Below are 13,140 nucleotides of genomic sequence, written 5' to 3' on the forward strand. Positions count from 1 at the left end.
GGGCGTCGAGGACCGGAAGGGTTTCCGGACGACGCAAGGTTGAACATCAAGTCGCCACGGCCCCTGGCCGCGACGCAGGCGGCGAACCTATAGCGTGTCCGCCGCCGCCGCAACGGCGGGATCAGGGTCCTTCTCCCCTTGCGGGAGAAGGTGGCGGCGAAGCCGACGGATGAGGGGTTTCTCAAACGTTGGACGCGTCGCCAGCCTTCGTGGCCGACAGGTCTGAGAGACCCCTCACCCGACCTCGCTCCGCGAGGCCACCCTCTCCCGCAAGGGGAGAGGGATCCAGGTCTCAGTCCTTCTTGGCGTAGTAGGTCTCGGCCGCGCCGGGGAAGCTGCGGTCCTTGACGTCACGGGCGTAGTCGGCGGCGGCCTTTTCGATCTGGCCCTTCAGGTCGGCGTAGCGGCGCACGAACTTGGGCGTCCAGTCGAACAGGCCCAGCATGTCGTCGCTGACCAGCACCTGGCCGTCGCAGCCGGCCGAGGCGCCGATGCCGATGGTCGGCGGGGCGATCGTCTCGGTGATCTCGCGGGCCAGGGCCTCGGCGACGCCCTCGACCACCACGGCGAAGGCGCCGGCCTCGGCGGTGGCGCGGGCCTCGGCCAGGATCTTCTGGCGGCCTTCCTCGTCACGGCCCTTGGCCTTGAAGCCGCCATCGACCAGCACCGCCTGCGGGCGCAGGCCCACATGGCCCATCACCGGCACGCCGCGATCGACGAGGTAGCGGATGGTCTGCGGCACCGTCGGGCCGCTTTCGACCTTCACGGCCTGGGCCCCGGTCTCCTTCATGATGCGGACGGCGTTGGCGTAGGCCTCTTCCGGCGCCCCCTCGTAGGAGCCGAAGGGCATGTCGACGACGACCATGGCCTTCTTCGAGCCGCGCATGACCGCCTGGCCGTGCAGGATCATCATCTCCATGGTCACGCCGACCGTGTTGGGCAGGCCGTGGACGACCATGCCCAGCGAATCGCCGACCAGCAGCACGTCGCAGGCGTCGTCGAGGGCGGCCGCCACCGGGGCGGTGTAGGCGGTGAGGCAGACGATCGGAACGCCGCCCTTGCGGGCGGCGATATCGGGGGCGGCGAGACGGCGGACCGTCTCCTGGCGATGGGCGGACAAGACTCGCTCCGGCTCTCTTCGATGACCGGAGCGCGACGGGGGGCCGCCCTCCGGAATTAGAACTCTTCGACCAGTCGGGTGACGGCGAAGGCCAGAGCGATAGCCGCAAGCGCCGCGCCAAGCCACAGGGTTTCGACGCTGGCCGGGGTGGCGACGAACTGGTCGATCCGCCCCATCAGCTTGTCGACGCCCATGTCCATGCTGGTCACGCCCTGCTCGGAGGCGTGCTGCAGCTCCGAGGCGAAGCGGCTGGTGATCAGCTGGCCGACCGCCACCACGCCGGCCACGGCGCCGGCCGCGCCGATCAGCAGGCGACGCATGGCCCAGCCACGGTCCAGCCGCCGCTCGACCTTGGCCTGAAAGGCTTCGGCGTCGGGAAAGGCCGGCGGGGCCGCGAACAGCCGCGAAAGCTGGGCGTCGAAGTCGCGATCAACCATGACCTTCCCTCCGCGCAGATGAGTCCGGTGACGGGGCCAGTCTGGCCCGGAGCTTATCGAGACCACGTTTGACATGGGATTTGACCGTCCCGATCGGGATATTCAAGGCCTCCGCCGCCTCGGCGTGCGACCAGTCGGCGCCGTAGCACAGCGAGACGCACAACTGTTCGCCGCGCGACAGGCCCTTGAGGGCCTCGTCCAGGTCGAGCCGGTCGCCCGGCGAAGCGCTGGTCGCGGGCGAAGGATCCTCCGGCGTCTCGTCCGAGAAGATCAGGCGCGCGTCGCGCTTGACCTTGCGCAGATAGAGCCGCGCGGCGGTCTTCTTGATCCAGCCGCCGAAGGCGCCCTCGCCGCGATAGTCGGCGATCTGCTCGAAGCCGACCAGGAAGGCGTCCTGGGCGACGTCGTCGGCCGTGGCCGGATCGGCGCCGAGGCGACGCAGCAGCCCCCGTACGGCCGAGCCATGCCTGCGCACGAGTTCGCCGAAGGCGGCGCGGTCGCCGGTGGCGGCGAGGGCCGCCAGCTCGACGTCGTGACCGGTGGTTGGCGGGCGTAGAACACCCATGATGAAAAGTCCCCTCTTCCCCAGCGAACGGCCTCAGTTCAGAGGCCGCGCGCCCTTGTTGGGGTTGAAGAAGCTCAGGACCACATAAGCGACGCCGATCAGGGCCGGGATGGCGGCGACGCCGAGAATCGGGTGCAGCGCCTCGTCTTCGACCTGACCGAGCATGAAGCCCAGCACGGCGAGACCGCCGCCGACGGCGATCAGGATCACGCCCACGCGCATGTCGCGCAGGGCCGAGGATTCCTTCGGCGGTTTGACTTCCTTGCTCATCGCTTCGATCAGCTCGGGCGGCAGCGCCTGGCCCTTCTCGATGGCGGCGCGGACGGTGGCCTGCATCTCACGGCGCTCGCGGCTCTTCAGCCACAGCGGGATGCAGACGATGCAGACGACCATGATGAACGGCGCCAGCGGCACCAGGATGCCAAGTTCCATGACTCGTTCCCCTCGGAATGTTTTCGACGAGAGCCTGTCGCTTTCGTCTCGTACAGGGAAGAGGCTTTGGCGGCGCCGTTTGGAGGCGCCGCGCGAGATGAAACTTTCGTAAGGCGGATCAGGCCGTTGCGGCAGCCCGTTGCGGCGCGAGGCTGGCGACGATGTCCTCGACGGCGTCGAGCAGCACGGTCGGGGTGTGGTCGACCAGCAGCTGGCGGGTGGCGTAGCCCCAGGTGACGGCGCCGGACGCCAAGCCCAGAGCGTTGGCCGCGTCGATGTCGCGGGTCTCGTCGCCGATCGAGATCACCCGGCCGGGCTTCACCCCGGCGGTCTTGATCACCTTGAGGAACTTCTTGGCCTTGCCGAACAGCGAGGCGCCGCAGCCGTAGTGGTCGATCAGCCTGGCCAGGTCGGGGCCCAGCACGGTGCGGATCGTGGCTTCGCTGTTGGAGCTGACCACGGCCAGGCGCACGCCGCCGGCCGACAGGGCGCGCAGCATCTCCGGAACGCCCGGGAACAGTCCGATCGAGCCGATCTCGGCGGCCATCAGCTTCTTGCCATGGGCGGCGATGATCGGGATCTTCCAGGCCGAGACGCCCAGGTACTTGATGATCTCGCGATTGGGACGGCCACGGAGCATCTCGACTTCCTCGTCGGTGACGCTCTTGAAGCCGTAGATCCTGGCCATCGGATTGACGAGCTTCAGCACCACGGCGCCGCTGTCGGCCAGCGTGCCGTCGAAATCGAAGATCGCCAGATCGTAAGGAAGCCCCGAAGTCACGCCCACTCAATCATCCTGTCCCCGCCATTCTCTGGTCACAGAGTCCGGCCGTTTCCCAAAGACTTAGCCGCTGTTCGCCGCGGTTGTCGCCCCAAAGTTCGCCAACTCGCGTATTTCGCGCAAGTGCTGTTTCGCGCTTCAGGCGAGAGCCGCAGCGTAGGCGTCGGGCTTGAAGCCGGCCAGCAGCTTGCCGTCGATATCCAGGATCGGCCGCTTGATCATCGACGGCTGGGCCAGCATCAGGTCGACGGCCTTGGCCGCGTCGATCCCGGTCTTGTCGGCATCGGGCAGCTTGCGGAAGGTCGTGCCGGCGCGGTTCAGCACCGTTTCCCAGCCCAGCTGGGCGACCCAGCCCTCGACGCTGGCGCGGTCGATCCCGGCGACCTTGTAGTCGTGGAAGGCGTAGGCGACACCGCGCTCGTCGAGCCAGGTGCGGGCCTTCTTCATCGTGTCGCAGGCCTTGATGCCGTAGATCGTCACCGTCACCGGACGCGCTCCAGAACTTCGCCCGCGAGTCGGGCTCTTCCCCGACGGATTAGCATTTTCGCCAAAGAGCGCGGCGGATTTGATCCAGAGCAGTTGCGTCTCAATCGCGAGGGGGCGACATTCACCCCATGAACGCCATGACCGATCTCGCCAACGCCGAAAGCCTCGCCAAGCGCCTGAAGGCCGGAACGACCCAGACCCACGAGCGGCTCGACAAGAGCATCATGGCCGGCCGGCCGTTCGAGGATCGCGAGCGCTATGGACGGTTCCTGGAGGTGCAGCAGCGCTTTCATCGCGACATCGACGGCCTCTACCAGCGGCCCGAACTGGCCCAGCGCCTGCCGGACCTGGACGGCCGCCGGCGGCTGGCGGCGATCGAGGCCGACCGCGCCGATCTTGGCCTGCCCGGCCTGGGAGACCCGCCACCGCCGGCCTTCACCGCCGACGCCGAGCCGGACCTGGCGACGGCGCTGGGCTGGCTGTACGTCGCCGAGGGCTCGAACCTGGGCGCGGCGTTCCTGTTCAAGGCGGCCGCCAAGCTGGGGTTGAATGAGACCTTCGGCGCGCGCCACCTGGCAGGCCATCCCGACGGTCGCGCCGCCCATTGGCGCCAGTTCACCGCCGCGCTGGACGCGGCCGATCTCGACGCGGCCGGAGAGGCCCGCGCCATAGCCGGGGCGAAAGCCGCCTTTTCGCAGGTGCAGGCCTATGTCGACACCGCCTTCCGCTGAAGCCCCCGCCGTTGAACTGCCCCCCACGGGCCTCGAAGCCGTGAGCGCACCCGCCACGTCGCGCGGGGTGCGGATCGGCTATCTGATCGCCGGTTTCGCGTTCACGGCGCTGGGGATCATCGGCGCCTTCCTGCCGCTGATGCCGACGACGGTGTTCCTGATCCTGGCGGCCGGCTGCTTCGGCAAGTCTTCGCCCAAACTCGAGGCCTGGCTGCTGAACCACCCGAAATTCGGTCCCTCGGTGCGGGCCTGGCGGGCGAACAAGGCCATTCCCCGCAAGGCCAAGATCGCCGCGTGCCTGGGGATGGCCGGCGGCATGGCGGTGTTCCTGCTGGCGGCGCGGCCCAAGCTGTGGCTGGGCCTGCTGGTGGGCGCGATCATGGCCGCCTGCGCGGCCTTCGTCGTCTCGCGACCGGAGCCGCCGACGGCCTGACGGGAGCTTGGCGCTAGGAACGGGCGACGCGTCCCGATGGTTTTCTTCCCCACAACCATCCGGAGGAAGCCATGTCCAAAGCCCCGCCCATCCCGCCGGAGCAGCGCGCCTTCAAGGGCCAGAAGCCCGACATCGAAGGCCACGCCAGCCGCGAGGACCTGCAGTCGCCCGACCCCGGCAACGCCGACGTCAACCTGGCCGAACAGGGCCGGCACGGGAACCTGCGCCAGAACACCAGTCATTCAGGCAACGTGCAGGACCGCTAATTCACCCCTGAAGGGGCCAGCGCCCGAGCACGATGTGCCGGGTCTGGCCCAGCAGGCTGTGGATCAGCACGAACTCGGAAACCGGCCATGACACCGGTTCGACCGCCGTTTCGGGCGCCAGGCCGCGGTCGTAGAGCAGCGTCACGTGCGGATTGAACTGGCGGGCGACCTGCTTGCCGAGGCCGGCATGGGCCATGGCCAGACCCAAGGCCTTCTGGAAGGTGTGTAACTCGGAGAGTCCCTCCCCGCCCTGCAGGACGAAGGGGTTGTTGCCGCGGTTGTTGAAGCTGGCGGCCTTGTCGAAGGCCACGTCGAACGGCGTCGAGGTCGCGGCGACGGCGGCGCCGGCTTCCAGCGCCTGGGCGACGATGCCGCGCGGCAGGCCGGCATAGTCGCCGATGTGGTGCAGGGTGACGTGGAAGCGGTCGGGCGTCAGCGGTGCGCCGGAGAGCCCAAGACGACGCTTCAGGTCGCGCGCCCGGCCGGCGATGGCCTCGGCGACCGGCGGCTCGGGGAAGATCCCGAAGAACAGGCGGTCGGACGGCGGAACGTCGAGTTCGGGAAAGAGCGACATGCCCGTTTTCTTGGGCGGAATCGGCGGTCGTTGAAAGGGCGGACGGCGCTCGCCGTCCGCCCCTCCGCGACTACGGACGCGCCGGGATGTTGAGGCCGCGCTGCACGGCCGGCCGGGCGAGACCCCGCTCCAGCCAGGCCGGGACGTTCTTCAGGCTCTTGTAGTCGACCAGATCAGCCGCCTCGTAGAAGCCCACGAGGTTGCGCACCCAACCCAGGGTGGCGATGTCGGCGATCGTGTAGTCGTCGCCCATGATCCAGTCGCGGCCTTCCAGGCGGGTCTCCAGCACGCCCAGCAGGCGCTGGCTCTCGGCGCGATAGCGCTCTAGCGGGCGCTTGTCCTCGTATTCGCGGCCGGCGAACTTATGGAAGAAGCCCAGCTGGCCGAACATCGGGCCGACGGCGGCCATCTGGAAGAACACCCACTGCAGGGTCTCGTAGCGGGCGGCCGGATCGGACGGCAGCAGCTTGCCGGTCTTCTCGGCCAGATAGACGAGGATCGCGCCGCTCTCGAACAGGCCCAGCGGCTTGCCGCCCGGACCGTCGGGATCGATGATCGCCGGGATCTTGCCGTTGGGGTTGAGGCTGAGGAATTCCGGGGTCCAGGTCTCGTTCTTGCCGATGTCGATCGTGTGCGGCTCGTACGGCAGGCCCAGTTCTTCCAGGATGATCGACACCTTCACGCCATTGGGCGTGGGCAGCGAATAGAGCTGGATGCGGTCAGGATGGGCGGCGGGCCAGCGGCTGGCGATCGGGAAGGCCGAGAGGTCGGACATGGGAGCTCCTGGGAAGGGTCCCGGTCGATATAGGCGCCGCCCGGGCGATCCCCAGCCCCCTATCGCAACTTTATTGGTTTCAGTTCTAGGATCTTAGTTCTTGCCGGCGGTCCGCAGGATGAAGCCCAGGATCTCGGCCACCGCGACATACAGCGCCTCGGGGATCTCCTCCTCCATCGGGATGGTCGAAAGGGCCTGGGCCAGGGCCGGGTTCTCCTCCAGCGGCACGCCGTGCTCGCGGGCGGTCTCGACGATCTTGTCGCCCACCCAGCCGCGGCCACTGGCGACCACGCGCGGGGCGTCGGGCGCGTCGTAGCGCAGGGCGACGGCGATGCGGGGACCGGAAACGCGGGTCATGTGGCGCGGTCCACGAAGCGGCCAGGCGCCGGCGGCGCGGCGACGGGCGCGGGCGAGGCGTGGAAGGCCACTTCCGGCTCCAGGGCGGCCTCGCGCAGGGCGGCGTCGAGGATTTCCTGGCCGCCGCGCAGGCGGGTCATGGTCTCGGTCCGCTCCGCCCACAGCGACACGCGGGCCCGCTCGCCGGTCAAGGCCAGTTGGGCGTCGATGCGGCCCATGGGCTCGACGTCGAGCGAGAAGCGCACCTTCCAGGTGCGGGCCTCGTCCGGACCGCCGGCGGCTCCACCTCCTCCGCCGTCGCGACTGATCTCGAACTGGGCGACGGACGAGCCCTGAGGCGTGGCGAAGGGCACGTCGAATACCCAGCGGGGACCGGTCTTCTCTTCGACCGCGCGCCCATCGAGGGGCTGGGCGGCCCGAGCGGCGTCGGCTCGCTCGGGCAGCGAGGCGGCCTGCATCAGCTCCTGCCGGGCCAAGGCGGCGTCGACGCCCTTCGACAGTTGATGAGCCATCGTGGCGGGCGCGGCGTCGTGGGCCAGGGTCGAGGTCACGGCCGCCTGGGCGACGACCGGACCGCCCGCGAACGGCGGCGGCGGTCCCTTACCGGGGGGCGTCAGAGGCGTCTGGACCAGGGGCTGGCGGATCACCGGCTCCTCGAAGCCGGCGGCGGCCTCCTGGGCCAGGACGAACAGGGCGGCGGCCGGCTGGGCGGCCTGCGCCGGCGTCGGGCGCGGCGCGACGGCGGCCAGGAAGCGGGCGACAGGCGTCTCGGCGGCTTCGTCGGGCGTCGCCGGCGGGGAAGGCGCCGTCTCGGGCTCGCCGGACGTGGCGGAGGCCGACGCAGGACGGGCGAGCGGGGTCGGAGTCCCCGCCTCCGCCACGCCGGGCTGCGAAGGCGCGCCGGCCGTCGGGATGGTCGAGGTCAACACCGGGTCGGCATCGGCCTGGACCGGAGCAGGCAAGGCCGATGGCGTCGCGACGGCGGCAGAGGTCGATCCAGCGGCCGACGGTGTCGGCGACGGCGTCGCGGAAGCCGCCGTGGACGACGCTCCGGCCGGGCCCGTCTGGGCGCTCCAGCTAGCGACAGCGGCGCGCAGCACCAGCATGGCGGCCTTGAGGTCCTTTGCCGCCAGAGGTGCGCCGCCAGGCTCGGCCTCCTCGGCCAGGCGCTGCTCCATGAACAGGCCCGAACGGCTGAAGGCCTGGCGGATCTCGCCGGCGGTCACCGCGCCGTCGATCGGCGAGCGCAGGGCCAGCATGTTGGCGGCGGCCTGGCGGACCACGGCGGGAGCGTCGGGCGAGGTCGTGACACGCTCCAGGTCGGCCAGCAGAGGGGCCATGCCGCCCTGGGCGGGCGCGGCGCGGCCGACGAGGTCGGAGACGGCCTTGGCCTGCACCGTGGGGCTGGACAGCAGGATTTCGCGGGCCTGGCCCGTCGCCCCGCCCTTCAGCAGGCTCTCGACGGTGTCGGCCGCTTCGGGGGCGGCCTGGGCGCCCGCCTCGGTGGCGATCTTTCCCAGGGTCTCGGCGGCTTCGGCCAGGGCCTTCTGGGCCAGCATGGCCGGCGGCGGCAGGCCCGGCTGCCCGGTTTGACCGCCTTGCGGACCGGCGGGCGCGACCATCGCCGTCGGCATCACCGAGGCGGACGTCGGGACAGCGGGTCCAAGCGGTTGAACCGACACGGCGGGCTCCACGAGCGCGCGATGCGCGCAGGGTTTCCGCAAGATTAATCCACAGGCGTGAAGCGGGTCTTAAGCCCGCCCAGCGTCTCGACTTTGGGCGGCTCGGCTTTCCAGAAAGGCGAGCATGGCGTCGGCGGCGGCTTCGGCCGGATCAGGCATGCCGCGCCCCAGCTTGTCGAGGGCCGCGTACTGCTCGGCCACCTGGCGCTCGCGCAAAGCCGGGTCGTCGAGGCGAAGGGCCAACTCGGCCGCCAGGCGCTCACCGGTGCAGTCGTGCTGCAGCAGCTCGGGCGCGACCTCGCGGTCGGCGGCGATGTTGAACAGGGTCACCCAGCGCGGGGTCATCAGCCGTTTGAGGAGCGCGTAGCTGATCGCGCCGATCTTGTAGCCGACCACCATGGGCGCGCCGGCCAGGGCCAGCTCGATGGTCACCGTGCCCGAGCAGGCCAGGGCCACGGTGGCGGCCTTCATGGCGTCGTCCTTGGCGTGGTCGTCCTCGATGACATGGGCGCGGAACGGCCAGCCGGCGACGCGGGCCTTCACGGCCGCCGCCACGGTCGAGGCGGCGGGCACGACGACGTGCAGGCCCGGGCGCTCGGCTTTCAGGATCCGCACGGCGTCCTCGAAGGCCGGCAGCACGCGCTCGATCTCGGACGGACGACTGCCCGGCAGGACGGCCAGGATCGGATCGTCCGGGCCAGCCCCGACCGCGGCGCGGGCGCGGGCGGCGTCGGCGCCGCTGAAGTCGCGGGCCAGGGCCGGATTGCCGACGAAGACGCTGGGCAGGCCAACGGCGTCGAAGAACGGCTTGTCCATGGGCTGGGTGGCCAGCAGCAGATCGACGGCCTGGGCCAGGGTCGCCGCCCGGCCCGGACGCGAGGCCCAGACCTGCGGCGCGACGTACTTGATCAGGGCGATCGACGGGTCGAGCGCGCGCAGGCGCCTGGCCAGGCGGATGTTGAAGCCCCAGGAGTCGATAAGCACGGCCACATCGGGCTTTTCGCGCACAGCCACGGCCTCGACGTCTTTCAGGCGGCGCAGGACGCGCGGATAGGCCTTCAGGCCTTCAAACAGGCCCAGGATCGACAGTTCGGCGATGTCGAACGGGCTCTGCACCCCTTCGGCGGCCATGCGCGCGCCGCCGAGGCCCACGAAGCGGACCTGATCGCCCAGGCGCGCCCGCAGCACGCGGGCCAGACCCGCGCCCAGATTGTCGCCCGAAGCCTCGGCCGCGACCAGCATGACCGTCAGCGGCCGGCCGGCGGACGTCTCAACAGTCATCAGCCCGGCTCGACGCCGTAGACGAAGAGGCCCAGGTCGTCGGCGCAGGCGATGACCTGCTCACGATCGACGATCAGCAGGCGGCCGGCCTCGCCGACCACGCCGGCCAGGCCCGCGCGCGCGGCGCGCTGGATGGTGGCGACGCCGATGGTCGGCAGATCGACCTTGGTCTCCTGGATCGGCTTGGGCGCCTTGGCCAGAACGCCCTTGGGCGCCTCGGGACAGCCGCGGATCGCCTGCGGCAGGTCGGCCACCCGGCGCAGCATGGCGTCGGTGCCTTCCTGGGCCTCGACGGCCAGGACGAGGCCGTCGCAGACCACGGCCCCCTGCCCCACGTCGAGCCCCCCGATGGCGCGGGCGACGGTCAGGGCGCGGTCGATGTCGGCGCCGTGCTCGGCGCGCGGGGCGTAGCGGCCCAGCGATCCGCTCGGCAGAGTCATCTCGCCGCGCACCTCGTGGGCGCCCTCGACGACGAAGCCTTCCTTCTCGAACTCGGTCAGCACGCGGCGCAGCAAAGCATCATCGCCCTCGCGCGCAGCCTTGATCAGGCCCGGCAGCACCTTCACGCCCCGGAAATCCGGGATCAGGGCCGAGAAGTCGGGGCGGTCGACCGTGCCGGCGAAGCAGACAGCCTCGCAGCCCTCGTCCTTCAGCGCCTTGAAGGCCTTGCCGAACTCGGCGAGGCCGACCTCGATGCCCGCGTACTGCTCCAGCGTCGCATCGGCGAAGCCCTTGAGCCGCATGACGGCGAACGGACGCGCGGCGCGCTCGCAGTGGGCGGCCAGTTCGATCGGCAGGGCCCCGCCGCCGGCGATCAGTCCGAGCTTGCGCAAGGCTAGACCTCGCGCTCGGGCAGGCAGAGCGGCCGGTTGCCCTCGTCGCGGATGAACGCGATGATTTCCATCACCTCGGGAATAGAGGCGTAGGTCTCGGCCGCGTCGTCCAGGCGCTCCTGGAAGGTGCCTTCGTCGGCGAACATCATGCGGTAGGCCGAGCGCAGGGCGTTGATCGCCTCGCGCGAGAAGCCGCGGCGCTTGAGGCCCACGAGGTTCAGGCCCTCGAGGTGGGCGTGGTTGCCCCACACCGAACCGTACGGAATGACGTCTTTGGTCACGGCGGCCAGGCCGCCGATGAAGCTGTAGCGGCCGACGCGCGAGAACTGGTGGATGGCCGCCAGGCCGCCGACGAACACGAAGTTGCCGACGTCGACATGGCCGCCCAGGGTCGCGCCCTTGGCCAGCACGACATTGTCGCCGACCGTGCAGTCGTGGGCCACGTGGGCCTCGGCCATGAAGAAGCCGTCAGCGCCGATGGTGGTCACGCCGCGGCCCGAGGCCGTGCCGGTGTTCATCGTCACCTGCTCGCGGATCGTGTTGCGCGGACCGATGACCAGCTGCGTGCGCTCGCCCTTGTAGCCCAGGTGCTGCGGCGGGCCGCCCAGGGCCGAGAAGGCGTGGACCACGGTGTCCTCGCCGATGGTGGTGACGCCATCGACCACCACATGCGACAGCAGGCGCACGCGGTCGCCCAGGGTCACGTCGGGGCCGACGATGCAGAACGGCCCGATTTCGACGTCCGCGCCCAGCTTGGCGGCGGCGTCGACGATGGCGGTCGGATGGACTTTGGTCATTTCGTCGGGGTCTCCACGACCATGGCGGCGAACTCGACCTCGGCGGCGACCTTGTCGCCGATCTTGGCCACGCCCTTGAACTTGAAGATGGTCGAGCGCGCGCGAAGCACCTCGACCTCCATGCGCAGGACGTCGCCCGGGCGCACGGGGTTGCGGAAGCGGGCGTTGTCGACCGACATGAAGAAGATCGTCTTGCCCTCGGTGTCGACTTCCAGCGACTTGCTCATCAGCACCGCGCCCGTCTGGGCCAGAGCTTCGATGATCAGCACGCCGGGCATCACCGGGTTGCCCGGGAAGTGGCCCTGGAAGAACGGCTCGTTGACGGTCACGCACTTGATGCCGACGATCGACTGGTGCGGGACGTAGGCTTCGGCGCGATCGACCAGCAGGAACGGATAGCGGTGCGGGATCCGGTTGAGGATCTCGGCGATGTCGATGTCGGTCTGCGCGGCCGCGGTTTCGGTCTGGCTCATGCCTCGTCTTTCATCCCCCGACTGCGCGCGCTGCGCGACAGCCATGCCGTTTCCCTCAGCCACCGCTTGATGGGGCGCGCGGGAAACCCTGTCCATGTCTCACCGGCCGGCACGTCCTTGAACACCGAGGCCGAGGCCCCGATGCTGGCGCCGGCGCCGATCGTCAAGTGGTCGGCGACGCCGGCCTTGCCGCCGAAGGCGACGCCGTCGCCGACGACCGTGCTGCCCGACAGCCCGGTATAGGCCGCCAGCAGGCAGTTTCGGCCAAGCTGCACATTGTGCGCAACGTGGACCAGATTATCGATCTTGGTGTTTTCGCCCACCGTGGTGTCGTCGAACGCGCCCCGGTCGATGCAGCTGTTGGCGCCCAGGGTGACGCCGTCCTGCAGGACCACGCGGCCAAGCTGCGGCAGGTCGACGACGCCCTTGGGGCCACCGGCCGCGCCAAACCCGGCCTCGCCCACCGCCGAACCGGCGTGCAGGCTGACGCGGTCGCCGATCAAAGCAAAGCCGACCACGGCGTTGGCGCCGATGACGCAGTCGCGGCCGATGGCGACGCCGGGACCGACCACCGCGCCGGGACCGATCACAGTGCCTCGGCCGATGCGCACGTCCTGGCCGATCACCGCGCCGGGCGACAGGCGCACGCCCTCCTCCAGCACGGCGGACGGATGGATGGCGGCCGAGCCCGGCTCGTGGCGGCGCGGCGCGTAGAGGCGCGCGACGGCGGCGGCCCAGGCGGCCTGGGGATGGGGGGTGAGCAGCGCTGCGCAGCCTTCCGGCGCGAACTCGCGATGCTGGGGCTTCATGAAGATCGCGCCTGCCTTGCAGGCCGACAGGCCGGCGGCCCGGCGCGGATCGGAAAGGAAGGAGACGGCGTCAGGCCCGGCGCCGTCCAGCGGCGCGACGGTGGCGATCAGGCGCTCGCCCAGGGTCGGATCAGCCAGTTCCGCGCCGCCGGCCAGGGCCAGATCGGACACGGAAACCGGACCCAGGGTCTCGAAAAAGCGGGGGTCCGGCATGGAAACCTCTCGACGACGGCCGTCCCGGGAATCGCCCGATACGGACGAAGTGTAGGCGGCCGAAAGCCGTCCCGAGTCAATGCCGTAACGGAAGG

Annotated in this window: 18 protein-coding genes; 3 read left to right on the plus strand and 15 right to left on the minus strand. The window is 70.3% G+C overall.

Annotated features, from left to right (window positions below; all coding sequences use genetic code 11):
* Window positions 1–292 precede the first annotated feature (292 nt).
* The 6 genes from panB to AC07NS_RS20470 form a co-directional block, all read right to left on the minus strand.
* Window positions 293–1,120: a 3-methyl-2-oxobutanoate hydroxymethyltransferase gene (panB, locus tag AC07NS_RS20445; RefSeq protein ID WP_494606202.1), complete on the minus strand. Its 828-nt coding sequence runs from the start codon at window positions 1,118–1,120 to the stop codon at window positions 293–295.
* A gap of 56 nt (window positions 1,121–1,176) precedes the next feature.
* On the minus strand, window positions 1,177–1,557 hold the full coding sequence (locus AC07NS_RS20450; protein ID WP_494606204.1) for a hypothetical protein: 381 nt from the start codon (window positions 1,555–1,557) through the stop codon (window positions 1,177–1,179).
* The gene (locus AC07NS_RS20455; protein ID WP_494606206.1) at window positions 1,550–2,122 is read right to left on the minus strand and encodes an RNA polymerase sigma factor; all 573 of its coding nucleotides are present in this window, start codon (window positions 2,120–2,122) and stop codon (window positions 1,550–1,552) included. The genes AC07NS_RS20450 and AC07NS_RS20455 overlap by 8 nt, the downstream gene beginning before the upstream one ends.
* A gap of 33 nt (window positions 2,123–2,155) precedes the next feature.
* Window positions 2,156–2,554, minus strand: a complete 399-nt coding sequence (locus AC07NS_RS20460) for a DUF6249 domain-containing protein (RefSeq protein ID WP_494606208.1) — start codon at window positions 2,552–2,554, stop codon at window positions 2,156–2,158.
* A gap of 118 nt (window positions 2,555–2,672) precedes the next feature.
* Entirely contained in the window at window positions 2,673–3,341 is a 669-nt protein-coding gene (locus tag AC07NS_RS20465) for an HAD hydrolase-like protein (protein WP_494606210.1), read from the minus strand.
* A gap of 132 nt (window positions 3,342–3,473) precedes the next feature.
* Window positions 3,474–3,821 (minus strand): ArsC family reductase, encoded by a 348-nt coding sequence (locus AC07NS_RS20470; protein ID WP_494606211.1) that lies wholly within the window; start codon window positions 3,819–3,821, stop codon window positions 3,474–3,476.
* A 128-nt stretch (window positions 3,822–3,949) separates the two neighbouring features.
* Here AC07NS_RS20470 and AC07NS_RS20475 point away from each other — a divergent pair, with 128 nt between their 5' ends.
* The 3 genes from AC07NS_RS20475 (at window position 3,950) to AC07NS_RS20485 (ending at window position 5,251) form a co-directional block, all read left to right on the plus strand.
* Window positions 3,950–4,552 carry a biliverdin-producing heme oxygenase gene (locus tag AC07NS_RS20475; RefSeq protein ID WP_494606213.1) on the plus strand — a complete coding sequence of 201 codons (603 nt, stop codon included), beginning with the start codon at window positions 3,950–3,952 and terminating at the stop codon, window positions 4,550–4,552.
* Window positions 4,553–4,592: 40 nt separating this feature from the next.
* On the plus strand, window positions 4,593–4,985 hold the full coding sequence (locus AC07NS_RS20480) for a YbaN family protein (protein ID WP_494606215.1): 393 nt from the start codon (window positions 4,593–4,595) through the stop codon (window positions 4,983–4,985).
* Between the two features lie 71 nt (window positions 4,986–5,056).
* Entirely contained in the window at window positions 5,057–5,251 is a 195-nt protein-coding gene (locus tag AC07NS_RS20485; protein WP_110117803.1) for a hypothetical protein, read from the plus strand.
* 1 nt (window position 5,252) lies between these two features.
* Here AC07NS_RS20485 and AC07NS_RS20490 read toward each other — a convergent pair whose 3' ends face one another.
* From AC07NS_RS20490 to lpxD, 9 genes are all read right to left on the minus strand, one after another.
* Window positions 5,253–5,825 carry a 2'-5' RNA ligase family protein gene (locus AC07NS_RS20490; protein WP_494606217.1) on the minus strand — a complete coding sequence of 191 codons (573 nt, stop codon included), beginning with the start codon at window positions 5,823–5,825 and terminating at the stop codon, window positions 5,253–5,255.
* A gap of 70 nt (window positions 5,826–5,895) precedes the next feature.
* A complete protein-coding gene (locus AC07NS_RS20495; protein ID WP_494606218.1) occupies window positions 5,896–6,600 on the minus strand; it encodes a glutathione S-transferase N-terminal domain-containing protein in 705 nt (234 codons plus the stop codon).
* Between the two features lie 93 nt (window positions 6,601–6,693).
* Window positions 6,694–6,957: an EscU/YscU/HrcU family type III secretion system export apparatus switch protein gene (locus tag AC07NS_RS20500; protein ID WP_494606220.1), complete on the minus strand. Its 264-nt coding sequence runs from the start codon at window positions 6,955–6,957 to the stop codon at window positions 6,694–6,696.
* Window positions 6,954–8,639, minus strand: a complete 1,686-nt coding sequence (fliK, locus tag AC07NS_RS20505) for a flagellar hook-length control protein FliK (protein WP_494606222.1) — start codon at window positions 8,637–8,639, stop codon at window positions 6,954–6,956. Before fliK ends, AC07NS_RS20500 begins: the two co-directional genes overlap by 4 nt.
* A 69-nt stretch (window positions 8,640–8,708) precedes the next feature.
* Window positions 8,709–9,920, minus strand: a complete 1,212-nt coding sequence (gene lpxB, locus AC07NS_RS20510) for a lipid-A-disaccharide synthase (protein WP_494606224.1) — start codon at window positions 9,918–9,920, stop codon at window positions 8,709–8,711.
* Window positions 9,920–10,753, minus strand: coding sequence for a UDP-2,3-diacylglucosamine diphosphatase (gene lpxI / locus AC07NS_RS20515; protein ID WP_494606226.1), 834 nt, complete (start codon window positions 10,751–10,753; stop codon window positions 9,920–9,922). Before lpxI ends, lpxB begins: the two co-directional genes overlap by 1 nt.
* A gap of 2 nt (window positions 10,754–10,755) precedes the next feature.
* Window positions 10,756–11,550 (minus strand): acyl-ACP--UDP-N-acetylglucosamine O-acyltransferase, encoded by a 795-nt coding sequence (gene lpxA / locus AC07NS_RS20520; RefSeq protein ID WP_110117797.1) that lies wholly within the window; start codon window positions 11,548–11,550, stop codon window positions 10,756–10,758.
* Window positions 11,547–12,023: a 3-hydroxyacyl-ACP dehydratase FabZ gene (gene fabZ / locus AC07NS_RS20525; RefSeq protein ID WP_110117796.1), complete on the minus strand. Its 477-nt coding sequence runs from the start codon at window positions 12,021–12,023 to the stop codon at window positions 11,547–11,549. The genes lpxA and fabZ overlap by 4 nt, the downstream gene beginning before the upstream one ends.
* Entirely contained in the window at window positions 12,020–13,045 is a 1,026-nt protein-coding gene (gene lpxD, locus AC07NS_RS20530) for a UDP-3-O-(3-hydroxymyristoyl)glucosamine N-acyltransferase (protein WP_494606228.1), read from the minus strand. Before lpxD ends, fabZ begins: the two co-directional genes overlap by 4 nt.
* Window positions 13,046–13,140: the final 95 nt, after the last annotated feature.

Source organism: Caulobacter sp. GW821-FHT10A10, assembly GCF_059415745.1.